General features: G+C 65.6%; 30 protein-coding genes. 15 read left to right on the forward strand and 15 right to left on the reverse strand.

Translation table 11 applies throughout. The annotated features are described in order from the left end of the window. Positions 1-2: 2 nt before the first annotated feature. Entirely contained in the window at positions 3-854 is an 852-nt protein-coding gene (locus DES52_RS04970; protein ID WP_110885680.1) for a M55 family metallopeptidase, read from the reverse strand. Positions 855-1,075: 221 nt separating this feature from the next. Here DES52_RS04970 and DES52_RS04975 point away from each other — a divergent pair, with 221 nt between their 5' ends. After that, on the forward strand, positions 1,076-1,453 hold the full coding sequence (locus DES52_RS04975) for a P-II family nitrogen regulator (protein WP_110885681.1): 378 nt from the start codon (positions 1,076-1,078) through the stop codon (positions 1,451-1,453). 24 nt (positions 1,454-1,477) lie between these two features. After that, a complete protein-coding gene (locus DES52_RS04980) occupies positions 1,478-2,794 on the forward strand; it encodes an ammonium transporter (RefSeq protein ID WP_110885682.1) in 1,317 nt (438 codons plus the stop codon). Positions 2,795-2,877: 83 nt separating this feature from the next. Here DES52_RS04980 and DES52_RS04985 read toward each other — a convergent pair whose 3' ends face one another. Then, positions 2,878-3,102: a hypothetical protein gene (locus DES52_RS04985; protein WP_146237185.1), complete on the reverse strand. Its 225-nt coding sequence runs from the start codon at positions 3,100-3,102 to the stop codon at positions 2,878-2,880. Positions 3,103-3,219: 117 nt separating this feature from the next. On the opposite strand from DES52_RS04985, the gene DES52_RS04990 reads away from it, so the two are divergent. Then, positions 3,220-5,022 carry an ABC transporter ATP-binding protein gene (locus DES52_RS04990; RefSeq protein WP_110885684.1) on the forward strand — a complete coding sequence of 601 codons (1,803 nt, stop codon included), beginning with the start codon at positions 3,220-3,222 and terminating at the stop codon, positions 5,020-5,022. A gap of 69 nt (positions 5,023-5,091) precedes the next feature. Here the strand turns inward: DES52_RS04990 and DES52_RS04995 are convergent, their stop codons facing one another. Next, complete coding sequence (locus DES52_RS04995) at positions 5,092-6,243, reverse strand: coiled-coil domain-containing protein (RefSeq protein WP_110885685.1); 1,152 nt, start codon at positions 6,241-6,243, stop codon at positions 5,092-5,094. A gap of 150 nt (positions 6,244-6,393) precedes the next feature. Then, positions 6,394-7,032: a DNA-3-methyladenine glycosylase gene (locus tag DES52_RS05000; protein WP_110885686.1), complete on the reverse strand. Its 639-nt coding sequence runs from the start codon at positions 7,030-7,032 to the stop codon at positions 6,394-6,396. An 18-nt stretch (positions 7,033-7,050) separates the two neighbouring features. Between DES52_RS05000 and rlmB the strand changes: the two genes are divergently transcribed. After that, positions 7,051-7,761, forward strand: coding sequence for a 23S rRNA (guanosine(2251)-2'-O)-methyltransferase RlmB (gene rlmB / locus DES52_RS05005; RefSeq protein ID WP_110885687.1), 711 nt, complete (start codon positions 7,051-7,053; stop codon positions 7,759-7,761). 15 nt (positions 7,762-7,776) lie between these two features. Here rlmB and DES52_RS05010 read toward each other — a convergent pair whose 3' ends face one another. Further along, positions 7,777-8,235: an Lrp/AsnC family transcriptional regulator gene (locus tag DES52_RS05010; RefSeq protein ID WP_110885688.1), complete on the reverse strand. Its 459-nt coding sequence runs from the start codon at positions 8,233-8,235 to the stop codon at positions 7,777-7,779. A 98-nt stretch (positions 8,236-8,333) separates the two neighbouring features. Here DES52_RS05010 and yedA point away from each other — a divergent pair, with 98 nt between their 5' ends. From yedA to prmC, 7 genes are all read left to right on the forward strand, one after another. Beyond that, positions 8,334-9,236 (forward strand): drug/metabolite exporter YedA, encoded by a 903-nt coding sequence (gene yedA / locus DES52_RS05015; protein ID WP_110885841.1) that lies wholly within the window; start codon positions 8,334-8,336, stop codon positions 9,234-9,236. 103 nt (positions 9,237-9,339) lie between these two features. Beyond that, entirely contained in the window at positions 9,340-9,483 is a 144-nt protein-coding gene (gene rpmH, locus DES52_RS05020) for a 50S ribosomal protein L34 (protein WP_110885689.1), read from the forward strand. A 49-nt stretch (positions 9,484-9,532) separates the two neighbouring features. Then, positions 9,533-9,910: a ribonuclease P protein component gene (rnpA, locus tag DES52_RS05025; protein ID WP_110885690.1), complete on the forward strand. Its 378-nt coding sequence runs from the start codon at positions 9,533-9,535 to the stop codon at positions 9,908-9,910. 132 nt (positions 9,911-10,042) lie between these two features. Beyond that, on the forward strand, positions 10,043-10,264 hold the full coding sequence (gene yidD, locus DES52_RS05030; protein ID WP_211317862.1) for a membrane protein insertion efficiency factor YidD: 222 nt from the start codon (positions 10,043-10,045) through the stop codon (positions 10,262-10,264). Positions 10,265-10,282: 18 nt separating this feature from the next. Beyond that, positions 10,283-11,860, forward strand: coding sequence for a YidC/Oxa1 family membrane protein insertase (locus DES52_RS05035; RefSeq protein ID WP_110885691.1), 1,578 nt, complete (start codon positions 10,283-10,285; stop codon positions 11,858-11,860). Positions 11,861-11,974: 114 nt separating this feature from the next. Beyond that, positions 11,975-12,556: a Jag family protein gene (locus tag DES52_RS05040; protein ID WP_110885843.1), complete on the forward strand. Its 582-nt coding sequence runs from the start codon at positions 11,975-11,977 to the stop codon at positions 12,554-12,556. A gap of 4 nt (positions 12,557-12,560) precedes the next feature. Next, positions 12,561-13,367, forward strand: coding sequence for a peptide chain release factor N(5)-glutamine methyltransferase (prmC, locus tag DES52_RS05045; RefSeq protein WP_110885692.1), 807 nt, complete (start codon positions 12,561-12,563; stop codon positions 13,365-13,367). Here the strand turns inward: prmC and DES52_RS05050 are convergent. The 4 genes from DES52_RS05050 to mqnE all read right to left on the reverse strand — a co-directional run bounded on the left by DES52_RS05050 (position 13,359) and on the right by mqnE (position 16,310). Next, positions 13,359-13,691, reverse strand: coding sequence for an MGMT family protein (locus tag DES52_RS05050; protein ID WP_281268558.1), 333 nt, complete (start codon positions 13,689-13,691; stop codon positions 13,359-13,361). The two genes, prmC and DES52_RS05050, sit on opposite strands and share 9 nt — an antisense overlap. A 10-nt stretch (positions 13,692-13,701) precedes the next feature. After that, on the reverse strand, positions 13,702-14,208 hold the full coding sequence (locus tag DES52_RS05055) for a DinB family protein (RefSeq protein WP_245900720.1): 507 nt from the start codon (positions 14,206-14,208) through the stop codon (positions 13,702-13,704). A gap of 49 nt (positions 14,209-14,257) precedes the next feature. Then, positions 14,258-15,088 carry a menaquinone biosynthetic enzyme MqnA/MqnD family protein gene (locus DES52_RS05060; RefSeq protein WP_110885693.1) on the reverse strand — a complete coding sequence of 277 codons (831 nt, stop codon included), beginning with the start codon at positions 15,086-15,088 and terminating at the stop codon, positions 14,258-14,260. Between the two features lie 97 nt (positions 15,089-15,185). Beyond that, entirely contained in the window at positions 15,186-16,310 is a 1,125-nt protein-coding gene (mqnE, locus tag DES52_RS05065; RefSeq protein WP_110885694.1) for an aminofutalosine synthase MqnE, read from the reverse strand. A 102-nt stretch (positions 16,311-16,412) separates the two neighbouring features. On the opposite strand from mqnE, the gene DES52_RS05070 reads away from it, so the two are divergent. Further along, positions 16,413-16,880, forward strand: a complete 468-nt coding sequence (locus DES52_RS05070; protein WP_110885695.1) for a cupredoxin domain-containing protein — start codon at positions 16,413-16,415, stop codon at positions 16,878-16,880. A gap of 64 nt (positions 16,881-16,944) precedes the next feature. On the opposite strand, the gene DES52_RS05075 is transcribed toward DES52_RS05070, so the two are convergent. The 4 genes from DES52_RS05075 to DES52_RS05090 all read right to left on the reverse strand — a co-directional run bounded on the left by DES52_RS05075 (position 16,945) and on the right by DES52_RS05090 (position 21,434). Then, positions 16,945-18,300 (reverse strand): TldD/PmbA family protein, encoded by a 1,356-nt coding sequence (locus tag DES52_RS05075; RefSeq protein ID WP_110885696.1) that lies wholly within the window; start codon positions 18,298-18,300, stop codon positions 16,945-16,947. Then, the gene (locus DES52_RS05080; RefSeq protein ID WP_110885697.1) at positions 18,297-19,688 is read right to left on the reverse strand and encodes a TldD/PmbA family protein; all 1,392 of its coding nucleotides are present in this window, start codon (positions 19,686-19,688) and stop codon (positions 18,297-18,299) included. Before DES52_RS05080 ends, DES52_RS05075 begins: the two co-directional genes overlap by 4 nt. A 290-nt stretch (positions 19,689-19,978) precedes the next feature. Next, complete coding sequence (locus DES52_RS05085) at positions 19,979-20,626, reverse strand: helix-turn-helix domain-containing protein (protein ID WP_110885698.1); 648 nt, start codon at positions 20,624-20,626, stop codon at positions 19,979-19,981. Positions 20,627-20,702: 76 nt separating this feature from the next. Then, the gene (locus DES52_RS05090) at positions 20,703-21,434 is read right to left on the reverse strand and encodes a MerR family transcriptional regulator (RefSeq protein WP_110885699.1); all 732 of its coding nucleotides are present in this window, start codon (positions 21,432-21,434) and stop codon (positions 20,703-20,705) included. 142 nt (positions 21,435-21,576) lie between these two features. Here DES52_RS05090 and DES52_RS05095 point away from each other — a divergent pair, with 142 nt between their 5' ends. Continuing rightward, entirely contained in the window at positions 21,577-23,412 is a 1,836-nt protein-coding gene (locus DES52_RS05095; protein WP_170130892.1) for a S8 family peptidase, read from the forward strand. A gap of 65 nt (positions 23,413-23,477) precedes the next feature. Here the strand turns inward: DES52_RS05095 and DES52_RS05100 are convergent, their stop codons facing one another. Together DES52_RS05100 and DES52_RS05105 are read right to left on the reverse strand one after the other, a co-directional pair. Then, positions 23,478-23,921: a type III secretion system chaperone family protein gene (locus DES52_RS05100; protein ID WP_110885846.1), complete on the reverse strand. Its 444-nt coding sequence runs from the start codon at positions 23,919-23,921 to the stop codon at positions 23,478-23,480. Between the two features lie 67 nt (positions 23,922-23,988). Continuing rightward, entirely contained in the window at positions 23,989-24,711 is a 723-nt protein-coding gene (locus DES52_RS05105) for a GGDEF domain-containing protein (protein ID WP_425451115.1), read from the reverse strand. Here DES52_RS05105 and DES52_RS05110 point away from each other — a divergent pair. Both DES52_RS05110 and groES read left to right on the forward strand, forming a co-directional pair. Next, positions 24,710-25,327 carry a methyltransferase domain-containing protein gene (locus tag DES52_RS05110; protein WP_110885847.1) on the forward strand — a complete coding sequence of 206 codons (618 nt, stop codon included), beginning with the start codon at positions 24,710-24,712 and terminating at the stop codon, positions 25,325-25,327. The two genes, DES52_RS05105 and DES52_RS05110, sit on opposite strands and share 2 nt — an antisense overlap. Before the next feature lie 129 nt (positions 25,328-25,456). Beyond that, complete coding sequence (gene groES, locus DES52_RS05115) at positions 25,457-25,762, forward strand: co-chaperone GroES (RefSeq protein ID WP_110885702.1); 306 nt, start codon at positions 25,457-25,459, stop codon at positions 25,760-25,762. Positions 25,763-25,779 lie beyond the last annotated feature (17 nt).

Here is a 25,779-nt window from a genome sequence, read left to right on the forward strand (position 1 = left end):
GCTCAGAAGTCCTGGTCGACCTCGGCGAGCTTGTTCACGAGGCGGAACATCCGGAAGCCGTCGAGGGCGTCGGCGGCCGTGTACGCGACCGTGAAGTTCCCGAGGCGCTCGACGTTCGGCAGAAGGTGCGTCACGAGGTCGAGGCGCGCGGACCCGGCGAGGTCGATCTCGACGCGGGTCGGCGCGTTGACCTCGTAGGCGGGAAGGGTCGGCGCGTGTCCGGTGGCGATCCTCGCGGCGATTTCGATGCGCTCGCAGGCGTCGCCCGGATGCAGGTTCGTCGCGGCGTACCTGCTGAGCGACGTCTTCACGGACACGCCCTCGACGTGCTCGCCGAGCTCCGCGCGCACTTGTGCCACGGCGATGTCGTCTCCCGTGACGAGCGCGACGGGCACGCGGAAGTGCGCGGCGATCCAGGCGTTGAGGCCGAACTCGCCGGTGGACCGCCCGTTCAAGCGAACGTCTTGCACGAGTCCGTTCCAAGTGTGAGCGAGAACGGCGCGCGGCGTGCCCGCCCGCGCGTGGTAGCCGACGAAGAACGCGGCGGTGACGCCTTGCTCGTCGACGCCTTGCATCATGCCGAGTGGGCGCTCGTTGCCGCTCACGAGTCGCGTGCCACTGGGCAGGAGCTCGCCGAGGATGTTGCGCATGCCGTGGTGGCTGTCGGCGACGATCACCTCGCTCGCGCCCGCCGCGAGGGCGCCTTGAGCGGCGGCGGCCACTTCGCGCGTCATTTGCAAGCGCGCTCGCTCGTACTCGCCCGAAGCGCGTCCGCCGTACTCCACGGGCGTCACTTGCGCCCAACTCGTCACGCCGCACACGCCTTCCATGTCCGCGCTGATCAGGATCTTCACGCGCGTCAGCGTACCCGTCTGCTGGCAGCATGACAACTCGGCGTACTCTCCAGCGGAACCTGGGCGTTCAGCAAATGAATGACAAACTGCACCGAGAGACCGCTGCAAATGAATTACTGTCACTTCATTCTGCGGCTTGTCGCGTCAAATATGTACAAGAAGCAGGTTTAGCGTTGACAATACGCAATCTCACCCCGTACCCTGACGTGCAGGAGGGGTGTATGAAGTTGATCACGGCGATCGTGCGACCCGAACGGGTCCAGCAGGTCAAGGAAGCGTTGTTCAACGCGGGCATCAGCGGCGTGACCCTGATGCGCGTCAGCGGACACGGCGGCGAACAGGAGATCATCGAGCAGTACCGCGGCAGCCGCGTCCTCGTGGAGTTTCGCGAAAAGGTCGAGTTCAAGATGGCCGTCTCCGAACCCTTCGTGGAGATCGCCATCGAAGCGATTCGCCGCTCGGCGTACACGGGAGATGTCGGCGACGGCAAGATCTTCGTGCAACCGCTCGAACGCGTCGTGCGCATCCGCACCGGAGAGCGCGACAACGACGCCCTCACGCCCGTCACCGAGAAGAAGCTCAAGCCCGAACCCGTCTGAGGACGTGACTTCAGGAGGAATGCGATGAAGAGATATCTCTTGCCCTTGAGCGGACTCGCGCTGGTCTCCAGCGCGATGGCCGCCACGCCGAAGCTCGACACGGGCGACACCGCCTGGATGCTCGCTGCGACGGCCCTCGTGATGCTCATGACGCCCGGCCTCGCCTTCTTCTACGGCGGGCTCGTGCGCGGCAAAGCCGTTCTCAACACGATGCTGATGAGCTTTGTGGCCCTGGGCATCGTCGGCGTGCTGTGGGTCTTGCTGGGATACACCCTCGCGTTCGGACCGAGCGGCAACGCCATCGTCGGCAGCTTGCAAAATCTCGGCTTGGCGGGCCTCAACGGCGAACTCAGCGGCACGATTCCCGCGTACGTCTTCGTGATGTTCCAAGCGATGTTCGCGATCATCACGCCCGCGCTCATCTCGGGCGCCGTCGTGGACCGCATGCGCTTTCCCGCCTTCGCGCTCTTCGTCGCCTTGTGGAGCCTCTTGATCTACGCGCCGCTCGCGCACTGGGTGTGGAGCAGTGACGGCTGGCTGTTCAAACTCGGCGCCCTCGACTTCGCGGGCGGAACGGTCGTGCACATCAGCGCCGGCGTCTCGGCCCTCGTCGCCGCGCTCGTCATCGGTCCGCGCCTCGCGACTTCCAAACGCGCCGCCATTCCGCACAACGTGCCCTTCGTCTTGCTCGGTGCGGGCTTGCTGTGGTTCGGCTGGTTCGGCTTCAACGCGGGCTCGGCGCTCGCCGCCAACGGCACGGCCGCCCTCGCCTTCCTCACGACGAACACCGCCACCGCCGCCGCCATGATCGCGTGGCTCACCTGGGAAGCCGTGCGGGGCGGCAAACCAACCGCCGTCGGGGCCGCCACGGGCGCCGTCGTCGGCTTGGTCGCCATCACGCCCGGCGCCGGATTCGTCTCGCCGATCGCTTCCATCGCCATCGGCTTGATCGGCGCGACCGCCGCGTACTGGGCCGTGCAACTCAAGCACCGCCTCACCACCGACGACGCCCTCGACGTGTTCGCCTGCCACGGCGTCGGCGGCATCACGGGCGCCATCCTCACGGGTGTCTTCGCGCAAAAAGCCTACAACTCGCTCGGATCGGGCGTCCTCGACGGAAACCTCGCCCAGCTCGGCATCCAAGTCGTCGGCGTACTCGCCACGGTCCTGCTGTGCGCGGTCGGCACCTTCGCGCTCCTCAAACTCGTCGGCTTCATCACGCCGCTTCGCCTCACCACGACCGAAGAAGCCCTCGGCACGGACCTCAGCGCCCACCGCGAAAAAGGCTACACGGAAGAGGAAGGTCCCCTCGGCGCGCCCGTCCTGCTCGGCGGCGACTGACACGCAGCGCTTTCCGGCGGTTCACACCCCACCGCCTCGCAAGCGAGGACGAGCTCCCGAAAGGGAGCTCGTCTCTTGCCGTTTTATCGGCGCGGCGCGAAGAACTGCCAAGCGAGCCAGCCCAGAAACGCGAGCGGCAACCCGATGAGGACCGCGCTCACCGTGAATCCCAGCAGAACGCCGACGAGGTGCAAGGCGAGCGGCAGCACGAACTTCACGCCGACGAGGACGGCGAGGACGATCGTGACGACTTTGAGCGGCGCGGGCAGAAGGGCGAATTGGCCTTGAAAGCGGGCGATCGTGTTCATGCGTTCACGGTACGCTTCGGTACGCGCCGACACATGCGCCGCATGGCCGAGGAGCGGCTCATCCCAAAGTTGTGCACGCACGTGGACGCTTCGAACATGGAAGCGTAGGCTGACCGCATGACCTTCGCCCGCCGTCCCGCGTCCACCACGGAGCGCCCGAAGTCGCGCGACCTCGGGCAGCTTCGCCGTCTGCTCGGCTACACGCGGCCTTACCGACGCTCGATCGGGGTCGCGGCCGTCGCGACCCTCATCGCCGCCGCGTTCAACCTCGTCTTTCCGCAAGTCGTCGGACGCCTCATCGACGCTTCCTTCCTGCGCATCGGCTCGGCGGACACGCGCGTCTTGGACCGCACGGTGATCTTCCTGATCGTGGTGTTCGCCGCGCAATCGCTGTTCACGGCGCTCCAGACGTACCTGCTGTCACGGGCGGGCGAGGGCGTCGTCGCGGACTTGCGCCGCGCGCTCTACGGGCACTTGCTGACCCTCAGCCCGAAGTTCTTCGAGGCGCGCAAGACGGGCGAGCTCACGTCGCGCCTCACGTCGGACGTGTCCACGGTGCAGGGCGCGGTCAGTACGGCCCTCGCGCAGTTGTTCAGCCAGACGATCACGCTCGTCGGCGCGGTCGTGATCCTGCTCGTGACGAACTTGCGGCTCAGCCTGGTGATGCTGGCCATCGTGCCGATCGTCGTGCTCGCCGCCGTGTTCTTCGGCCGGATGCTGCGCAAGGTCAGCCGCGAATTCCAAGACAAGGTCGCGGCCGCCAACGGCAGTGCCGAGGAGGCCATCAGCGGCGTGCGCGTCGTGCAGTCGTTCACGGCCGAGGCGCTGGAGAGCAGGCGCTACTCGGATCTCATCACCGAGAGCTTCCGCGTGGCGTTGCGCCGCGCCCGAGTTCGCGCGGCCTTCGTGCCGTCCGTGGTCTTCGCGATGTTCTCGGCGCTCGGCGTCGTGTTGTGGTACGGCGGACGCCTCGTGATCGCGGGCCAGCTCACGCCCGGCCAGCTCATCGCGTTTCTCTTCTACACCATCACCGTCGCGACGTCCATCGGCGCGTTCACGGGCCTCGTCAGCCAATTCCAAGAAGCCCTCGGCGCCTCGAGCCGCATCTTCGAACTGCTCGACGAGCGCAGCGACCTCGTCGAGCAGGCCGCGCCCGTTCCCCTCGGAACCGTGCGGGGCCACGTGACGTTCGAGGACGTCTCTTTTCGCTACGGAGATCGCGGCGACGCGGACATCCTGTCACGCATCGACCTCGACGTGCCGCCCGGCGAGATCGTCGCGCTCGTCGGACCCAGCGGGGCGGGCAAGAGCACCCTCGTGACCTTGATTCCGCGCTTTTACGATGTCACGAGCGGCCGCATTCTCGTGGACGGCGTGGACGTCCGCGACGTCTCGCTGCACGAGCTTCGCTCGCACGTCGGCATCGTGCCGCAGGAGACCCAGCTCTTTTCCGGCACCATTCGCGAGAACATTCGCTACGGACGTCCGGACGCCACGAACGCGAACGTCGAGGAGGCCGCGCGGGCCGCGAACGCGTTCGACTTCGTCACGGCCTTTCCCGACGGATTCGACACGATCGTGGGCGAGCGCGGCGTGAAGTTGTCGGGCGGGCAGCGCCAACGCGTGGCGATCGCGCGCGCGCTCCTCAAGAATCCGCGCGTCCTGATTCTCGACGAGGCGACGTCCGCGCTCGACTCGGAATCCGAGGCGCTCGTGCAAGACGCCCTCGACCGCCTCATGCACGGCCGCACGACCTTCGTGATCGCGCACCGCCTCAGCACCGTCCGCAATGCCAGCCGTATCGTCGTTCTCGACGGTGGGCGCGTGCGCGAAGTCGGCACGCATGACGAGCTCATCGCGAGCGGGGGCTTGTACCGGGATCTCTACGACTTGCAGTTTCGTGAAGGCGCCGCGGATTGAGCGCCGCTGCCATGCGCCGCGACGGCTTCGTGTAGGGCGGCTTCGAAAGCTCGCACCGCCACCCTCGCGTTACGCGCCCGCGCCTTCGGGCGCCAAGCCGAGAAAAGCCCGAAGCTCGAGCGCCAGGCGGGCCAGCGTATGGCTCGCCTGTACGGCGGCCGACCACGCGAGCACCGCGTCGTGCTGGGCTTCTTCGAAGGCGAGCTCGTCCACGGGACCCGACGCCAAGGCCTGTTCGAGTTCACGTACGCGCTCTTGGGCGCGTGCGTGAGCCGCCCGCAGCCGCTCGGCCTCGTCGAACGCCGCGCGCACGTTCGCGAGTCGCCCGCGCGCCTCCCTCATCACGCTCGCCCGCGCCGCCTCCAACTCGCCTTCCGCGCGTCGCGTCACGCTCTCGAGCGTGGCGCGCGTGTGGGCCGAAGCCGCCTGCAAGTGCGCGCTCGCTCGCTCGGCCGTTTGACGGGCGTGCAGGACGGACGGTTGCTCGTCGAGGTGCGCGAGCCAGACGTCGGCGCTCAGCGTGACCTTCGGCCAGTCGTCGATCGTCACCTCGGGCACGCCGAGCGCTTCCAACGCGGAGGCATGCTCTCGGGCGCCACGCCACGCGAGCTTGATCGCCTCGACTTCCTGCTCGGCGACGCCGCGCGTCGTGGCCGTCTTGAGCTGCAGGGCCAGCAGGCGCTTTCGGGCGCGAACCACGTTGAGGCTCAGCCAAGCGGTTTGGCGCGCGTGCGCGTCGCGTTGCCTCGACAGCGCGTCCTGCGTTTGCAGTTGCCGCACCTCCAAGCGTGCGAGCGCCTCCTCGTGCCTCACGGCGAGGCGCTCGGCGGCGCCGAGATGCTCGGCGAGTTCCGCGCGACGCCGCTGCTGCTCGGCGATCTCGACACGCAGCAGCGCGAGTGCGAGCGCGGCGTCGCTGCCGCGCCGCCCCAACGGCGAGATTCGGGTGGCGGCCGCGCTCCCGGAACGTTCGGGCCCGAAGCGCTCGCGTTCCGTGCGCGTCACCCACGCGCTCGCCGACTGACCTCCGAGGCGAAGCCGCAACCGCTCTTGCAGCGGCCCGCGCAGCAACGCGCGGTAATTTTGCTCGGTCGCGCTCGTCATGTCGTGCCCGAGCGAAGCCAAGAGCGAGTCGAGGGTGCCGCGCGCCACTTCACGGCCAAGGATGTCCGCCAACTTTTCCAGCAACCAATCGTAGTGCGAAGATTCCTGTTTCGTCATGCCAACGCCGCCCCTTGGCGCATACTCGTAGCTTAAAGCATTCCGTTCGTCGCGGTTCGGCAATCGACGCGTCTCTCTTCTTCGCCCACCGAGAGCGTGACGTACGATTCGGCGGCCCGAACGGCGTGGAGGAACGCGGCGGCGAACCTTCTACGTCGCCTGACCGTCCCGAGGAGACGGAAGCGCTTTCGAGACCCAGGGATTTCCGGCGAGGACGAAACGCCACGGCAAGTCCGCGCCGCGCGACAAGCCGATTCGCGTCGTGATCCGCACGTCCTCGTTCGGAACGTCGCGCTCTTTCGTGAAGAACACGAGCGGGTGGTTCACGGGCTGCCCTTCGAAGGCGGCGTTCAACGCGAGGGCCGTCACGAGCTTGCCGGGGCCGTTCGTGAGGTCGCGCGCGCGCTTCACGAAGCGCCGTTCGCGCAGCCACGTTTCGCCCGACAGCACTTCCACAGCCCGCACGAGAATCGCTGCCTCGTACCCGACTTCCTTGCACACGACGTTCAACAGGCGGTGGTCGTAACTGCGGTGCAAGTAGTAGCGTCCGGGCGGTCCCGCCAAAGCAGGCTTCGCCCCCGGAAGCCGCTCGATGACGTAGCAGCTCGGGTCTATCGGGCAGTCGTACGATTCGGTCTCCACGATGCGCGTGACGGCCACGACGTGCAAGTCGCCGTCTCGCTCCTCGCGCCGTACGATCGAGCAGCCAAGGAGGTCGCGCGCCACCTGCAACGGGTCGCGGTCGAAGAAATCGGGGTGCAGCGCGTCCTCGAGGCGGGGGGCGAGCATGCTTGATACACTACTCCAATGCTTCTGTATGGCCGCAATCCCGTTCTCGAAGCGCTGCGCGACGGGCGCGTGCGTGATCTGCTCGTCGCGAGGGGCGTCGAGCAAAGCTTCGTGCGCGACCTCGAACGCTTCGACGTGCGGTTGAAGTTCGCGCCGCGCATCGAACTCGATCAACTCGTCGGGACCACCCAGCATCAAGGCGTCGTCGCCGAAGTCGAAGATCTCGACTGGTCCAACGTCGATGACATTCTCGACCGCGCGGAAGCCAAAGGCGAGGACTTGCTGGTGATCCTGCTCGACGGAATCACCGATCCGCGCAACTTCGGCGCGATCATCCGAAGCGCCGAGGTGCTCGGCGCGCACGGCGTCGTCGTGGAGGAGCGCCGCAGCCCGCCTTTGTCGGCGGTGGTCGCTAAGACGGCGGCGGGCGCCACGAGTTTTCTGCCGGTCGCGCGGGTGAAGAACCTTCCGCGCTTCATCGACCAGCTCAAGGAGGACGGCGTGTGGGTGTACGGCGCGGCGGGCGAGAGCGCGAAGGATCTTCGCAAGCTCGACTTCAAGCGCAAGCTCGCCCTCGTGATCGGCGCGGAAGGTGAGGGCCTGAGGCGTCTCGTGCGCGACAAGTGCGACGAATTGGCCTCCATTCCCATGAAAGGCGAAGTGCAAAGCCTCAACGCGTCCGTCGCCGCGAGCATCTTGATCTACCACGCGGTCACGAGCCGCGATTGACATCTTCTCGAAACGTCACGGTTTGCCGACGAGCCTCGACTGCACCGGAGAGGACAGCACGATGCTCGTGACGGGCGATCCGTACGCTTTGAGGGTGCGGATGACCTCGTCGAGGTGCGGCACGCCCGTCACGGCGACGCGCAACACCGAGCAGTCGGTGCCCGTGACGCGGTCGCACGACAGCACTTCGCGCATGTCCCGCACGCGGCCCACGAAGGCGTCTTCGCGGGGATTGTCGACCGAGATGCGAATGACGGCCAGCAAGGTGTATCCGAGCTTCGAAAGGTCGAGTTCCGCTCGGTAGCCGCGAATCACGCCCGCGTCTTCCAAGCGGCGCACGCGCTCCGCGACGGCCGGCGCCGACAATCCCACTTTGCGTCCGAGTTCGCTGAAGGGCACGCGAGCGTCGTTTTGAAGCTCCGTCAAGATCGCCCAACTCACGTCGTCGAGCACTTTCGCGTCGGTAAGCGTCATGGCTTACCATACCACGAAGGCGAAAAATCGAAGGCAAAATGCGCGAAACACTTTCGACTTCGACTGTACTTTCCTTCTTCGCCCTCGTACCCTGGGGCATGATCGAAGAGGCCGCGACCGCACCTGCCGCACGTCGTTCTCCAAGTCTCGCCTACAAACCGCTCGTCCTCGTCGCCCTCGGCCTCGTGTACATCGTGTGGGGCAGCACGTACTTCGGCATCAAGGTCGCCATCGAGTCGCTGCCGCCCCTCGGAATGCTCGGCGTGCGCTTCCTGCTCGCCGGAGCGATTCTCTACGGGTTTTTGCGTCTGCGCGGCGTGCCGAACCCCACGCGTGAGGAGTGGCGCTCGTCCGCCATCGTCGGAGCGCTGCTGCTGCTGGGCGGAACGGGCTTCGTGACCCTCGCCGAGCGTGACGTGTCCTCCAGCGTCGCCGCCATGGTGATCGCGGTGTCGCCGTTGTTCGCGTCGCTGTTCGCCCGCCTGTTCGGCGAGCGAACCACCGGTCGAGAGTGGCTCGGCATCGCCGTCGGATTGCTCGGCATCGTGCTGCTCAACCTCGGCGATCTTCGCGCCACGCCGCTCGGCGCGTTCCTGCTGATTCTCGCGCCGCTGTGCTGGACGTTCGGCAGCATGTGGAGCAGGCGTCTGACCCTTCCCAAAGGCTTGATGGGCTCGGCGGCGGAGATGCTGACGGGCGGCGCGCTCATCCTCGCGTTGAGCGTCTTGTTTCGCGAGCAGTGGCACGCTCCCACGACCGCGAGCCTCGTCGCCCTCGCGTACCTCGTCGTGTTCGGCTCGATCGTGGCGTACTCCGCGTACTTGTACTTGCTGGAGAACACGCGACCTGCCGTCGCCACGAGCTACGCCTACGTGAATCCCGTCGTCGCCGTCATCCTCGGAGTGGGCTTCGGCGGCGAGGCCTTGACGAGCCTGGGCTGGGCGGCCCTCGCGGTGATCATCGGCGGAGTGGTCCTCGTGATGTGGCCACGCCGCCGCTAGACCGACCTTCGGCGCCGTGCTAGCATGAGCAAGTTTGCCCCTGCTCTGTGGGGGTGTCTCGCATGGCGCCGCGATACGGCCGCGCCGCGAAGGAGGACTCAGCATGAAGCGTACCTACCAACCCAACAACCGCAAGCGCGCCAAGACCCACGGCTTCCGCTCTCGCATGGCCACGAAGGCAGGCCGCCGCGTCCTCGCGCGTCGCCGCGCCAAGGGCCGCACCCGCCTCACCGTTTCGGACGAGTAAGCGGCTTTTTCCTTGACACGGCGGGCTTCGGCCCGCCATCTTTCTTTCGATGACGACGCCCGAGGCCAAGAAACCCAAGCGCCGACGCAGTGGCGGCCTCACGTCCCTTAAGGGCGAGCGCGAGTTTCGCCAAGTGCGCAAAGGCAAGACCGTTCGCACACGCTTGTTCACGTTGCGCGCCTTGCCGTACCGCCCTCGGCATGGCGAAGCGTGGAAGCCCATGACGGTCGTCGGCATCGTCGTGAGCAAGAAGACCCTCAAGCTCGCCGTGGACCGTAACCGTGCGCGCCGCCGCGTGCGCGAAGCGCTGCGCCGATTGCAACTGCCCGCGTGCCGCGTGATTCTCCAGCCGACGCCCGACGTGCTCACGGCGAACTTCGAAGAGCTTCGGGCGCAACTGCGAGAAGCGTTCGACAAAGCGACGTGATCTTCGCGCTCGAAGTCCTTTGTCACCCAACTCGGAACTTCGCGCTCGATGACACCGTACACTGATGCGATGTGCCAGGCGTGCGCTTCCGACACTTCTCCCAGCGGGGCAAAGAGCCCGCTCGCTCGGGGTATGCTGATGCTCGTGCGCTTCTATCGGCGGCACCTGTCTTCCTTGAAGGGAGCGGGTACCTGCCGCTTCACGCCCACCTGCTCCGCGTACGCGGTGACCGCCATCGAGCGGTTCGGCGCTTGGCGGGGCGGTTCGATGAGCGTGAGGCGCATCCTGCGATGTCATCCGTGGCATCCGGGCGGGTACGATCCGGTTCCCGAGCCGAACGTGCCCGACGCGTGAGGAGCGCAGCGTAGAAACATGAAACGATTCCTTTTGCCCCTTCTGGCCGCCATTGGCCTCGGTACCGCCAGCGCGAACGTCAATCCCGAGTGGATCAAAGCGGACTTCAACGGCGACGGCCGACAAGACGTCATCGCCACGACCAACCTCAAGGACGTCGTCTTCAACGACCGCGGCGAAATCATCTTCTACCACGTCAAGGCCACGGCGGGCACCCGCTTCATCCAAGCGAAGGGTGAAGGTCAAAACACCACCTACGACTTCAACCGTCTCAAGAGCCAAGTGAACCTCGTGCGCTCGGGCAGCGGCTTGCAAGTCGTGCTTCCCGGCAACACGGCCAAGCCGTCGACCGTGCAACCGCCGCGAGTCGGTAAGAACGCCAAGGGCCAGCTCACGGCGACGTTCAACTACCAGCAAGGCGACGTCTCCGTCACGAAGAGCGTCGTGCTGCAACCCCGTCAGTTCGGCTTCGACGTCGAAACGAACGTCACGGGCGCCGATCGGTACGACCTGAACTTCTCGGGGCTCGCGCGCAACAACAATCCTTCCACGAAGGCCGTGCAGCAAGGCGCCGCCGACGTCCGTACCTCCGGAAGCGTCGACAACGTCCGCTACGCCGCCTTGCAAGAAGCCATCAATCCCTTCTTCGATCCGCAATCGCAATTCAAGACGGCTCTCATCGTGCGGCCCATCGGCGACACGCGTTTCGGCGCCACGCTGCAAGGCGGCGAGAACGCCCGCCTCACCCTGACGGGCCTCACCGGAAACGCCCGCCTCGAAGTGTACGGCGGCAAGAACGAGCTCATCCGCTTGTACAAAGAGGACTTTCTGCGCGAGCCGGGCCTCTTTCGCCCGAACGTCTTCGGCGACTTGTCGCTGCTGATCGCGCAACTGATGGACATTTTGTACCGCTTCGTCGGCAACTGGGGTCTCGTGATCGTCGCGATCACCGTCCTGATTCGCCTCGCCATCTGGCCGATCATGCAAAACCAGATGCGCTACACGACGAAGTTGCAGTTCGTTCAACCCGAGCTTCAAAAGATCAACGAGAAGTACGCCGACGATCAGCAAAAGCGCATGGAAGCGACGATGGCTCTGTACAAGGAGCACAACGTCAACCCGGCAGGTTGTCTCCCGGTGTTCATCCAGATTCCGATCTTGGCTGTGCTGTGGAACACGATGCGTAACTTCGAGTTCAACAGCGGCTTGTTCTGGCTGCCCGACCTTTCGATTCCCGATCCGCTGTACATCTTGGCGGTGCTGTACGTCGCCGCGAACTTGCTGAGCATCTACATCGGAACGCGCAAGGCGCCGCAGATGTTCAAGCAGCAGGCGTTCATCTACGTCATCTTCGCGTACTTCGCCATCACCTTCCCTGCGGGCGTGACGCTGTACTGGATCTTGTCGTCCCTCGTCGGCATCGTCCAGCAGATCCTCATCAATCGTCAGATGGAACGCACCATGGCGTCCCTCAACGTGAGCCGCGTCGCGCCAGCGGGCGGCCCGAGCGTTTCTCCGAGCGCTCCCAAGTCGAGCAAGCCGCTGCCGAACGCCAACCAAGGCGGGCAAGCGAAGAACAAGCGCCAGAAAGAGTGACCTCTCCCGAGGCTCCGCCCCCCTTCGAGGGGGGCTTTTGGTTTGTGGCCTTCGCCGCGAGGCGAAGGCCGAGGGACCGAGGCGCGTGGGGTTTGACGTACAATGAAGAACATCATGGACAAGAAGACGAACCTCGACGATTATCTCGCCGACCTCGGCATCAGTGAAGCCGAGGACGAGGCGCCCACCCGCAAGGCGCCGAGCCGGCCTGAAGCGATCGGCAAGACCGCCGCGCCCGAAGAGCCGCTCGTCATCGTGGAGCGCTTCCTGCACGGTCTCGTGACGCGCCTCGACGAAGGACTCGACGTGCGCGCCTCGGAAGTCGAGGACGGTATCGAAGCGGAAGTCGTCGGAGAGCGCGCCGCGCGCTTCGCGGGCCGTGAGGGCCGCACGTTGAGCGCCGTCGAGACGCTCGCGTACGCCGTCTTGACGAAGCACACGGGCCGCAGCGACGTGCGTGTGCGCATAGACGCGGGCGGTTTCCGGCGGCGTCACGCCGAGACGCTCGCCAAGCTCGCCGAGCGCCTCGCCGTGCAAGTCGCCAAGAGCGGCGAGCCTCACGAACTGCAACCCATGCCGCCCGCCGATCGGCGCATCATGCACATCACCCTCAAGGACCATCCGGACGTCATGACGGAATCCGTCGGGGAAGGATCGGGCCGTCACCTCGTCATCAAGCCGCGTCACGCGAGCTGACCGATTGTCGACGCTCGCCGAGTACCTTCGGGAACTCACCCGTCGCTTCGAAGCGGCGGGTGTTCCTTCGCCTCGCTTCGACGCGGACGCTCTCGTGATGCACGCGCTCGGGTGGTCGCGCGCGGACCTCGTGACGCGGCGCGACCTTGACGTGCCGCTCGAAATTCTCGAACCGCTCGCGCGGCGCCGCGAAGCGCGCGAACCCTTGCAGCACCTCCTCGGCGAGGTCGAGTGGGGCGAGTTGACTTTGAAGGTGTCGCCCGCCGCGCTGATTCCGCGTCCCGAAACGGAAGTGCTGCTGGAACTCGTTTTGCAGTGCCTGCGTGGCGTCGCCGCCCCGAGAGTGCTCGACGTCGGCACCGGAACGGGCGTGCTCGCCTTGGGCGTCAAGGCCGCTCGCCCCGACGCGGTCGTCCTCGCGACGGACGTCAGCGAGGACGCGCTCGAACTCGCGCGGGAGAACGCCGCTCGGCTCGAACTCGACGTCGAATTCGTCCTCGGCGACCTCACGGCGAACTTGGCCGGGCCTTTCAACGCGGTCGTGTCCAACCCGCCCTACCTGCCCGACGCGGACGCCGCGCGAGCTCAGCCCGAGGTGCGCCACGATCCGAGCCTCGCGTTGTACGGGGGTCCGGACGGTCTCGCGCTCGCGCGACGCCTCGTGCTCGAAGCCGAGCGTCTCACGACGCGTCTGGCCCTCGAACTCGATCCTCGCAACGTGCGCGTCTTGGCGTCGGAGATGACGGGATGGACGGTCACCGTCCATCCCGACTTGACGGGAAGGGACCGCTTCCTGCTCGCGTCAAAGTAAGCTCGGCTGCTCGTCTTCGCGGTCCGGCCACCATTGCAGCTTCTTCAAATCGCACTTGCCCGCGTCGTCGAAGGTGACACCTTCGGCTTCCAGCAAGGCGCGTTGCGCCTCGCCGAAGCCGACTTTGTACGTGCTGATCGCGCCTTGCGAGTTGATGACGCGGTGCCACGGCAAGTCCGAATCGGCGAGTCCCTGCATGATGAACCCGACTTGGCGAGCGTTGCCCGGCCCGCCCGCGAGCAAGGCGAGTTGACCGTACGTCATCACGCGGCCCGTGGGAATGCGCGCGACGAAGCCGAGGACGCTGTCACGAAAGCCTTGCACGGCGCTGATTCTACCGCGCTTCCCGCAGCGGCGCCCACAAGGCGTCCTCACCGGGAAGGGGAAAGCCGTTCGTCTTCAGGGCCAAGAGAATCTGCCCGCGGTGGTGCGCGTCGTGAATCAGCATGTGGGCGAGAAACGCCGTCGGTGAAGCGTGCGGACCCTCGCCCCATTCGTTCGGCTGACCGCCGAGCATGAAGGCGGCTTGCCAAGCGTCGTCGCGCGTCCGCTCGAAGGCGTCCCGAACGCGCGTTATGTCCGTCTCGGCGAGGCGCGCGTTCTCGTCGTACAAGGTCGGCACGCCACGCATGGCGTCCTCGCTTCGCAAGCTTCCCCAGTACTTCGTCGTGCCGACCATGTGAGCGAGGTGCTCGGCGACCGTGAAGCCGCCGCCGGGCGTCACCGCCGAGAGCATCTCGGGCGTGAGGTGCTTCAGTAACGCCGCGTTCACCTCGGCGTTCGCTCGCCATACCGCCGAGAGGTCGCGAAGTCCGTCTTCTGTTCCCGACATTTCGTTCATGCTCGCCTCCGCTCGTAGCATACTCTTTCGAGCGAAAGGACGAGTCCGCTTAGGAAAACGTCAACTCGGCGTGACCGGGCGAGGCGAGGTCCGCGAACACCTTCAAGCCCGCGCGGTCGGGCGGTTCGAGGTGGTAGCGGAAGTTCCACAGGTAGTGCTGCACGACTCGCCACGGCAAGCCCAGCTTGCTGGCGTGCGCCTGCGAGATCTCGCCGAGGTGCCCGACGCCCCAGCGGCGCGCGTTGCGCATCGCGAGTTGCAAGTCTCGCGGCGGCGGATTGTCCTTGCGATGGGCCCACACGGCGAACACGAACGGATGCCCGGTCAGCTCGTACCACTTCTGCGCGAGATCCGTGACGATCACTCCGCGCCCCGTGTGCGGCAAGTCCAGCATCGAAACGTCCTCGGAAATCGGCCCGACGACCTCGTACCACTCGCGCAAGGCCGAGTCGCCGATGCGCAGCACGCCGTCGTACCCTTGGGAAAGCAGTTCGAGCGCCGTGCCCTCCGCGCGAATCAAGTGGGCGTCGATGCCGCTTTTCTGCAGCAGCACCCGCAGCAACTCCACGGACGTCGCGCTTTGACTCGTGAGGGCGATCTTGACGTCCGAGAGCTCCTCCCACGGCTTGACGTGAAAGAGGTTCACGCTGTACACGGCGCCCAGCACTGCCACGCTGAAGTCGTGCAGAGCGGCGAGGTGGTCGGCGTGGCGGATGAACTCGAAGACGCTGATGTTGGCGAGGTCCACCCGCCCGTCGAGCAGGGCGGCGTTCATGGCGGTCGGAACGCCGCTCACGAACTGCACGCCCTCTGGAAACTCGAGGCGGTCCGTGAGCGGCGCGACGTTCGTGTAATGAATCAGACCGACGTGGTACGTCACGGCGCCACCGACACGCTCACCGCGCGCCCTGTTCCCGAGTCACGCCCGAGCACGTGAACCGCCCGCCGCTCGAAGGCGCGAGCCTCGTCGCCCGCGCTCAATCCGCCGCTTCCTTTTCGCCGAAGATCTCGAGCTCGTTGTAGAAGGCGTCGCGCAGCACGGGCACGCGACCTGCCGACCGGATCATGGAGATGAGCTTGTCCTTGCTGATCTTCATGGGGCTCGTCGCGCCCGCCGCGTGCGCGATGTGCTCTTCTTGAATCGTCCCGTCGATGTCCGAGACGCCCCAATCGAGGCTGACTTGCACGAGTTCCGAGCCGATCATGACCCAGTAGCCTTTGACGTGCGCGAAGTTGTCGAGGTAGACGCGCGCCACGGCGAGGTTACGAAGATCGTCGAGGCCCGTCGTGTACTCGGTCTTGCCGAGATTTTGCGCGAGGGTGTTGCCCATCGGCTGAAAGGCGAGCGGAATGAACGAGTGGAAGCCGCCCGTCTCGTCTTGCAAGGTGCGAAGACGGTCGATGTGATCGAGGCGCTCCTCGAGGGTCTCGATGTGCCCGTACAGCATCGTGGCATTCGTCCGCAGGCCCAGCGAGTGCGCCTCCCGGTGAATCTGCAGCCACTTTTCCGCCTTGACCTTGTTCTTGGCGACTTGCTTGCGCACACGGTCCGCGAAGATCTCGGCGCCCCCGCCCGGAAGCGCGGCGAGGCCCGCCTCCTTGAGTTCACGCAGAACTTCCAACGTCGGCTTCTTGCTGATCTTCGAAAGGTGCTCGATTTCGGCGGCCGTGAACGCCTTGACTTGCAAGCCGGGAAAGTTGGCGTTGAGGGCCCGGACCATTTCGGGGTAGTAGCTCCACGGACGGTTGGGGTGGTGACCCGACGACATGTGGAGTTCCGTGATGCCGGGCTCCCAACGTTCACGAACTTTCGCGACGACATCGTCGACATCGTAGTCCCACGCGCGCTCCTCGCCTTTGCGAGCGGCGAAGGCGCAGAAGGTGCAGCCGACGTAGCAGATGTTCGTGAATTCGAGGCGCATGGAGTGCACGAAGTACACCTTGTCGCCGTGCAGGCGCTCGCGCGCGAGGTTCGCCAGACGCATGAGGGTGTTGAGGTCGGGCGTGTGGTACAGCAGCAGTCCCTCCTCGAAGGTGAGGCGCTCGCCCGCCTCGACTTTCTCGGCGATGGACACGAGCTGAGGGTCGCGAATCCACTTCATGCCCTCAGTTTAGAACGCATAGCGGGGGGCAAACGTACCCCGGCTCGGACCGTATCGTTTCGGTTTGACGTTTCCGTTAGGTTCGGCGCGCAGGGTGAGGGCATGAACTCGAAGCGCTTCTTGCCGGCCGCCGCGCTCCTCGTCGCCGCGCCCTTCGCGTACGCTGCCCAAGCGGGCACGACGCAAAAAGTCACCGTGACGATGTCGGAGATGATGTTCATGCCGATGAAGCTCTCGTTTCAAGCGGGCCGTAAAGTCGAGCTCACCATCGTGGACGGCGGCCGAGCACCGCACGAATTCCAAGCGTACGACGTGCCGAAGAACTCGCCGAGCGGCGAGGAAGCGTGGGACGCCTACATCGAGAAGCACGCTTGGTGGCTCGGCGCGAAGGACGTGAAGCTCACCGTGAACGGCAAGGCCAAGGCGGGATCGTTCATGGAAGTGAACCTCAAGCCGGGCGAGAAGGCCGTCTTGACGTTCACGCCCACCAAGAAGGGCACGTTCGAGATGGCGTGCCACTACCCGGGACACTACGAGTCGGGCATGAAGGGCGCCGTCACCGTGAAGTGAGCGAGCAAACGAGAAGGGCGGGTCGTATCGACCCGCCCTTCTCGTTTGCTCGCTCTCGACGGTCTTATTGCCCGCCGACGTTGATGCTCGAAATGCGCACGCTCGGCGCGATCGCGCCGTAAATGCTCATCTTCGTGTCGCTTCCGACCGCTTCCACGCTCCTAAGCAAATCGAGGAAGTTCCCGGCCACCGTGAAGACGTCGAGAGGGTAAGCGACGACGCCGTTCTCGACCCAGAATCCTTCGGCTTGCAAGCTGAACTCGCCGGTGATCGGGTTGGCGCCCGCGTGGACGCCTTGCACGTCGGTGAGCAGCAAGCCCGTCCCGAGTTGCGTCAGCAAGTCGTCGCGCGTGCCTTCGCCGGACGCGAGGACGAAGTTGGTGGGGGAGACGCCGACCGTGCCTTTGTACGACGGTCGGCTGGCGTGCCCGGTGCTGGACACGCCAGCCTTCGCCGCCGTCTCGGTGTTGTGCAGAAAGCCGCGAAGTTCGCCGCCTTGCACGAGCGTGACGGGCGCGCTCGGATAACCTTCCGCGTCGAAGGGCCGCGACGAGAGGCCGCGCTCCAGCGTGGCGTCGTCGAGAATCGTGACGAGGTCACTTCCGATCCGCTCACCGAGCTTCGACGCGAGCGGGCTCTTGCCTTCCTCGACCATCTTTCCGCTGAAGATGCCCGAGAACACGGCGAGCAGAAGGGCCATGCACTCGTTTTCGATCACGGCGGGAAAGACGCCGCTCGGCGCGGGCCTCGCGCCGAGCAAGGCGAGCGCCTTGCGTGTCGCTTCGAGGGCCGTCGCCGTCGGATCGAGCTCCTCGAATTCGCGCGTCACTTGGAACGCCATCTTCATCTTGTTCTGCCCGTCCTCGGCGACGAGCGGCCCGAGGTACTGGTAGGCGTGCAGTTCTTTGAACGCCCGGTCGAGCCCCTCGGTGTTCGCGACGGCCGTCTCGCTTTCGCCGTCGCTGTACTCGGCGTACGGCACTGTCACGACGCGCGCGTCGCTCTCCTTGGCGGCTTGCTCCAAGCGCAACGCCACGGCGACCTTGCGTTCGACCGTCACGCCGCTCAGCCCTTCACCGAACAGATCCATGGCGGGCGGTTCGGCGTGCGCGGCGAGGACGGCGTGCGGAGCGGGCTCGACGAGCTCTGCGTTCTCCACGGCGCTTCGAAAGGCGCGCGACAACGCGTCACGCGAAAGGTTCTCGGTGTACGCGTAGCCCCACGCTCCGTTCGAGAGCGCGCGCAAGCCCACGCCTTGCTTGCTCGACAGCTTGAATTCGCTGACTTGCCCGCCGAAGGCCTGCACGGTCGTCTCCGTTCCGCGCTGCGCGAACACCTCGAGCTGCACGCCCCGCTCCTTGGCGAGGCTCAAGAGGAAGCTGCGCGCCTCCTCGAACTTCAGTTGAGTGTTGGCGGTCACGCGCGTCCTCCCACGGTGATCTCGGAAACGAGGATGTGAGGTTGCCCGACGTCGGTCGGGATGGAGCCGGAAAGCGAGCCGCACATGCCTTGCCCGCGCGACAAGTCCTTGGCGACCCCGACGATGTTCAACAGGTCCTGCGCGCCGTTTCCGACGAGGGCGGCGCCGCGCACCGGCTCGGCGATCTCGCCGTTGCGAATCAGGTAGCCTTCGTTCACGCTGAAGTTGTAGTCCCCGGTGCCCGGCGAGACGCTGCCGCCGCCCATCGTGCGGGCGTACAAGCCGAACTCCACGCCCGCGATGAGCTCCTCGGGGGTCTTGTCTCCCTCGAGGATGAAGGTGTTGCGCATGCGCGAGGTCGGCGCGAACGTGTAGTCCTGGCGACGCCCCGAGCCCGTGCGGCGATAGCCGGTTTGGAGTTCGCCGAGGCGGTCGACCATGAACGACTTCAGCACGCCGTTCTCGATGAGGACGGTTCGCTCGCTCGGCGTCGCCTCGTCGTCGACGTTGATCGAGCCCCACGCGCCGGGAATCGTGCCGTCGTCCACCGCCGACACGCTTTCGTGCGCGATCTTTTCGCCGAGCTTGTCGGCGAACACGCTGGCCTTCTTCGCGACCGACGTCGTCTCCAAGATGTGCCCGCACGCCTCGTGGAAGATCACGCCGCCGAAGGCGTTGCCGATCACGACGGGCAACTTGCCCGCCGGAGCGTAGCCCGCGCGCAGCATGGCGTTGGCGATGCGCGCCGCTTCCGCGCCCGCCCGCTCGGGCAGGTCGCCGTCGAAGAACTCCATGCCGAGCGCCGCGCCCGGCCCGTTGTAGCCTGTCGCGCGGTCCGAACCGTCCTCGGCGATCGCCGACACCATGAGGCGGCTTCGCACGCGCTCGTCCTCGCTCCAGTCACCGAGCGAGTTCGCGACGAGGATGCGCTGCGCCACGTCGATGTACGTCACGTCCACCGTCTTGACGTGCCCGACGCGAGCGGCGCCGTACGCGCGGCGCGCGATCTCCAACTTCGCCTGCTTGCTCGTCCGCAGCGGGTGCTCGCGCACGTTCCACAGCTTCTGAGCGTCCAGGCTGCGAAAGTCCAGGCCGCCCGCGCCGCGCGCGTCCACCTCGCCGCCTTGGCCGCGCGCCCTGGCCATGGCCCGCGCGACTTCCAAGAGGCCTTCGCGTGTGCAGTCGTTCGTGTACGCGTACACGACGTTCGTTCCGTAGAACAAGCGCAGGCCCGCTCCGTAGATGTTTCCTCCGCCCGCGTCCTTCACCTTGCCTTGCAGCAAGTGCAAGTTCGTCGTGACGGTGTCCTCCATGAACAACTCCGCGAAGTCGGCGCCGCCTGCTCGCGCGACGCTCAGCACTTCCGAGACCAATTCCCGATCCAACATGCGTCCTCCTCGTTGTCTTGCGGCGTTCAGCCTACCGTGTTCCGGGCGCGTGTGAGCGCGAACAAGGCGACTAAGCTGTTTGGCGGAGCGGGCGGAAGGCCACCGGCAAGGCCATGCCCGGAAACTCGAAGCGTCACGTGAAGCGCGGGCGAGCGGTGAGGCGCCGAACGGACGCTTCCGCGCGCAAGGTGGCGAGGCGTTCTTGTGCGAATTGAACTGTCGATTCCGGGGTGTTCATGATGGCTCTCCTGGTCGAGGGAAGGTGCTCGAAGCTTCGAGGCGGGCGGAACTCACTGGCTGCCCGGACGAAAGCGGCCACGAAAGGAAATCAAGCCGAACGTGCAGTCCTGCGCGCGCTCGTCGTCGGGCTGCGCGCGAAACTGCTCGATGACGGCGGCGAGCGCCGCTTGCACTTCGCGAAAGCGTTCGGGCGTGACCTTGAGGGGCGCGATCACGAGTTGCGCGACGAAGTCCGTTTTCTGCTTGACGTCCTCCACGAGGTGTTCGGCCCGCTCGCGGTCATGGTCGTCGCTCGTCAGGCGAACGACGACGCCTTGCGCGTCGCGCGCCGCCGCGTTGGAGTTCGTCATGCCTTCCAGCAGGCCGCGCAGCATGGGTTCGATCGCCTTGCCGGTGTCGAGCAGGTGCATCGGAAGAAGCATTTTCGGCACCATGAACTCGCGCGCGACCGTTTGGTACAGCGAGCGCTTGCCTTTTGTCGCGACGACTTTCAGAAGGCCCGCGTTCGCGAGCTTGCCGACGTGGTACGCGATGCGGTTGGCGGGTTCGCCAAGCCGTTTGGCCGCTTCGGAGGCCAAGCGCGGCTCGATGAAAAAACCGAGCAGGCGAATTCCGTACTCCGGGTCGTACACGAGCTTGGCCTGCTCGGCGTTCTCGACGTCGTACCTGTCCACCTGCTCGAATCTCGTCTCGGTCATGACGAGAGTGTGCGACTTTCAAATTTCAAAATCGAGATGACAATTTGAAAACTTCAACGCGCTTTTCTTGGCGGGTTCATCCGCGTCGGCTGTGGCGTTCGAGCGCCGCCTCGAGTTCTTGGGCGCGCTGCAACTGCTCTTGCAAGGCGGCGAGCTTCTCCTCCAACCGCTTGCGGGCGGCGTGCACCTCGGATTGGGCGCGTTGCATGGCGCGCCGCCAATCACCGAGGTCTTCGCCTTCGCGGGCGCTGACATTTTCCGGCGTGACGAAGACCCCGCTGTTCTTCGTGGTTCCGGCGAGGAAGGGCCGCGCGGGGCGCGTACGTTCGACGTACACTTCCCAATCTCCGAGTCGGTGCGCGCCGCTCGGAAACGCTCCGCCCGAAGCGATGAGGACCGACGCGCTCTTCGTGGCGTTCTTCCAGTTCAGCAAAGCCGCTTGGCCGCCGACTCGTTCTTGATCGCGCTGCTCCAAGATCTCTTCCAAGCTCAGCCCGAGGCTTTGCCACTGCCGCACCGACTCGGCTTGAGCGAGGTTGTGCACCCAGAAGCGGAACTTGCCGTTGACTTCGTAGGGAGTGATGAGCCCGAGGCGTTGATAGTGCCGCACGGTCGAGTCGGGCAAGTTCACCATGCCGGCGAACGAACCCATCGAGACGCCGCGCGCCTCGGCGAAGCGGGCGGCGACGTCGGGCGAGCCGCACAAGACGGCCATGATGTCGGCGAAGGCCGCGTCGCTCGCGAGCCGGTCGGCGTACTCCTTCACGATGCGCCCGAATTCTTCGGGCGTTTTGCGAATGGCGGTCATCGCCGCTCAGCCTACCGCTTGACGCCCGCCATCAGTGCGTCATTCTCGAATCATCCTGCGTTCTTTACCGTGCCTTCACAGCCGAGGGATATCTCGGCAAGAACGAGCACGAAGGGCCGCTTCGAGCGGCCGGAGGATGAACATGAAGAACTTGAAATTCGCTTTGCTCGCCGCGTTCGGCGCGAGCTTGCTGGCTTCCTGCGGCGACGGCGCGACGTCCGCGCCGATCATCGAGCGGCGCGTCATGTCGGGCGTGCTCAGCACCCCGGGTGCGACCGTGGCGTCCGCACAAGCGTCACTGACGCGACTCGACACCCGCGTGCGCTCGCAGCCGTGGCTGCAACCGCACGCAAAGGAGGTCGTGCCCGGCGAGTACCTCGTGAAATTCAAGCCGAGCGTCAGCGCCCAGGCGGCGACCCTCAACGCGGCGGGCGTGACGCTCTCCCGCGCGCGGCGCGGCGCGTTCGGCTTCACGCTGTACCGCGCGTCGTCCGACTCGCTGCGCGCGGCGAGCCAGACGAACGTCGTGGCGGCCCTGTCCGCTCGCGCCGACGTCGAGGGTGTCGTGCCGAATTACGTGTTGCACGCGTACGCCGTCCCGAGCGACCCGCTCCACGCCGTTCAGTGGGACCAGGGCATGACGCGCCTCGAGGCCGCCTGGAACGTCACGACGGGCCGCTCGATTCCCGTCGCCGTCGTCGACACGGGCATCGTGGACCACCCGGATTTGCGCGCCAAGCTTCTGCCGGGCTTCGACTTCGTGGCGGACGCCGACAACGCGGGCGACTGGGACGGAATCGACGACGATCCGACCGACGAGGGCAACGGATCGGATTACCACGGCTCGCACGTCGCCGGAATCATCGCCGCGAGCACGAACAACGGCGAGGGAATCGCCGGTGCCAGTTGGGGCGCGAAGATCGTGCCGGTGCGCGTCCTCGGCGCGAGCGGCGGCAGCTTGAACGACATCATGAACGGAATCGCGTGGGCGGCGGGCGAAGACGTGGACGGCGCGCCGCTCAACCCGAATCCGGCGAAGGTCATCAACCTCAGCCTCGGCGGTACCGCGCCGTGCGAGCCCCCCTTGCAAAGCGCCTTCGACGATCTGGCGGCGAACGGCGTGACGGTCGTCGTGGCGGCGGGCAACGAGGACGTGGACGCCAGCACCTCCTTTCCGGCGAACTGCGCGAACGTGATCACGGTCGGCGCGGTCGGTCCCGACGGAGCGCGAGCGCCGTACTCGAACTTCGGCTCGTACGTCGACGTGATGGCGCCCGGCGGCAACATGGACCTCGGCATCAACGTCGGCGGCAAGATTTTGCCGGGCGGCGTGTACTCCACGATTCTCGACGAGGACGGAGAGCCGGTGTACGCTCCGTACAACGGCACGAGCATGGCGGCGCCGCAAGTGGCGGGCCTCGTGGCGCTCCTCAAGAGCGTGCAGCCGAACCTCACGCCGAGCCAGATTTTCGCGCGCTTGAAGGCCACGTCGCATTCCTTGTCGAGCGCGGCGTGCGGCGTCACGAACGGCTGCGGCGCGGGCATCGTGGACGCGGCGGCGTTTTTGGGCGGAGCGGCGCAACCTTCTCCCACGCCGATTCCGACGCCTCCGACGAGCGCGCTCAAGACCCTCGTGTTCGCGCTGTACCTGCGCGACGGTCGCACGCTGAACGACGTGGACTACAACAAGAGCACGTGGGAGGAAGTCTCCGGGGACAAGCTACGCTCGCTTTACAAGGTGCGCGACTTGCAACCGGGCGTGTACGCGGCGGTCGCGTGGCAAGACCTCGACGGAGACCTCACCATCGACGACGCGGAGCCCATCGGCATGTACCCGACGACCGTCAACCTCACAGGCGGGGATCGCAGCAACGTCGACATCGATTTGGAGCCTTTCGAGGCGGCCGCCGTGTCTGACTTGAACGTGTCGCTCGCGAAGTCGGCCATGCGCGCCCTTCTCACGCGCGCCACGCCCTGAAGCTCGTGGCAAAGGCAAAGGGAGGGGCGCGGAGCCCCTCCCTTTCTTTGCTCGCGTCGCGCCGATTATGCTTGGGTCGCGGGTTGGAAGCCTTCGAGGAAGGCGTAGTCGTCTTGGAAGTGCATCAGGACGCCGCCGAACAGCGTGTCGAAGGTGTCTTGCGGGAATTCCATCAGCGTCGGGTAGAAGCCGACGTACTCGAGCCACATGTTGCCTTCGTCGTCGATCGAGCGGTTGAAGGCGCGCTCGCGGTTCCGGCCGTTGAGGATCGTGAGGACTTCCTGCTTGCGGTTCGAGTACGACTTTTGCGTGACGCAGGTGATTTCGAGACGGCTGGTGTTGTTCGGGCCGTCGTTGACGCTCACGAGGACGGCGGCGTCGCCCATGTCGAACTTCCAGCCCATGCGGATGAAGCGCTGGCCGTTTTGGTCTTCCATGTCGAGGATGACTTCTTTGTCGCGAAGGTACTTGGCGATCGTATCCAGGGTCAGCAGTGCGGTGTCGGTCATGTTGAGTTCCTCCTGCCGCACAGACTCGCACGTGAAGTGAACTTCACGTCAAGCCTGCCGAGAAGCTTCACAGTCGCTCGCGGTACTTCTCCACGAGGTCGTCGAGCGCTTCGCGCAGCAAGCTCGCCTCGGTCCGCCCGAGGTTGCCCGACAACTTCACGAGACGCTCCAAGCTCGCCTTGGGGTAGTAGTTGCTCTTGAGGACCATCTTGCTTTCGACGTAGATGGCGATGCGTCCGCGCCCTTCACGCTTGGCGCGCAGCAACGCCTCGTCGGCGGCGCGCAGCAAGCCGGGAAAGTCACTCGCGTGCGCGGGTCGTTGGGCGAGGCCGATCGAGAGGCTCGGCAGGAGATGCTTCGGAATGTCGAGCCCCGGTCCCACTTCCCGAATGTGGTGAAGAACTTCGTTCAGCAAGATCAGCGCCGTCTCGGTGGGCGTGTCGGGGAGGGCGACGGCGTACTCGTCTCCTCCGAGACGCGCGACGAGGCTGCCGCTCGGCAAGCTGCCCGTCAAGACACGCTCCACGAAGCGCAGCATGTCGTCGCCGGCCTCTTGGCCGAGCTCGTCGTTGAGCGTCTTGAAGTGATCGAGGTCGACCAGCCCGAGGGTGAGGGGCAACGTCGCGTCGACGGTGTTCACGGCGGTCTCGAAATTCGCGCGGTTGAGCAACTCCAACGTCTTCATCTTCGTTCTCCTATTCCTTATATATATCATATCTTGTATATATGTAAGCCATATAGAGGTGATCCTCGCTGTGGTGAACGCGCAAAGGGCGCAAGCTGAACGCATGCCCGATTCTTTGCGCCGCCTCGACGAATCGCCCGACGAAGAGTTCTACGCCCAGCCACGCTTCGTCACCCACATCGACGACGAAGCCATCGCCGCCGTGACACGGCTTTACCGCGAGTACCTTCCGGCGGACGGCGCGATTCTCGACCTCATGAGCTCGTGGGTGAGTCACCTGCCGCCCGGCGTGGCTTACCGCCGCGTGGCGATCCTCGGCATGAACGAGCGCGAACTCGCCCGCAACGAGCGGGCGACCGAGTACGTCGTGCGGAATCTCAACGCGTTCCCGACGCTGCCTTACGGCGACTGCGAGTTCGACGGATGCGGCGTCTGCGTTTCGATCGACTACCTCACGCGGCCGGTGGAGGTGCTGCGTGAGGTGGGGCGAGTCTTGAAGCCGAACGCACCTCTCGTGATCACCTTTTCCAACCGCTGCTTTCCCACCAAGGCGGTCCTCGCGTGGCACGCGCTCGACGACGCCGGACACGTCGAACTCGTGAAGTCGTTCGTGCGGAGTTCGGCCATGTTCGAGAAGCCGATCGGGCTCGACCGAACTCCTCATCCGCGTCGTTCCGATCCGCTCTACGCTGTCGTGGCTCTACGACGCTTGCCAATGTGAGTGTGGCGCACTCACATCTTGTGTTCACCCCATTGACACAAGGCTGAGCGAGTTGTTACCATTGCGTTTGGAGTTAGCAAGCTGACCGCTTGCTGATCACTCAAGAATCTTTCTATCGGAGGTACAGTCATGCTGAAACCGTTGGGCGATCGTGTGCTGGTCGAAATTGTCGAGGAAGCCGAGCAAAAGACCGCTGGGGGCCTGTACGTTCCCGACACCGCCAAGGAAAAGAGCCAGCGTGGCCGCGTCGTCGCCGTCGGCACCGGAAAGATGCTCGACAACGGCACCCGCGTGCCCGTCGAAGTGAACGTCGGTGACATCGTGTACTTCGCGAAGTACGGCGGCAACGAAGTGCAACTCGAAGGCAACAACTACTCCATCTTGTCCGAGCGCGACATTCTCGGCGTGCTGGAGCAAGCCGCCGTCGGCGCGTAAATCAATTCCTCAACCGA

The organism is Deinococcus yavapaiensis KR-236, assembly GCF_003217515.1.
GTDB classification, from domain to species: Bacteria; Deinococcota; Deinococci; order Deinococcales; family Deinococcaceae; genus Deinococcus_A; species Deinococcus_A yavapaiensis.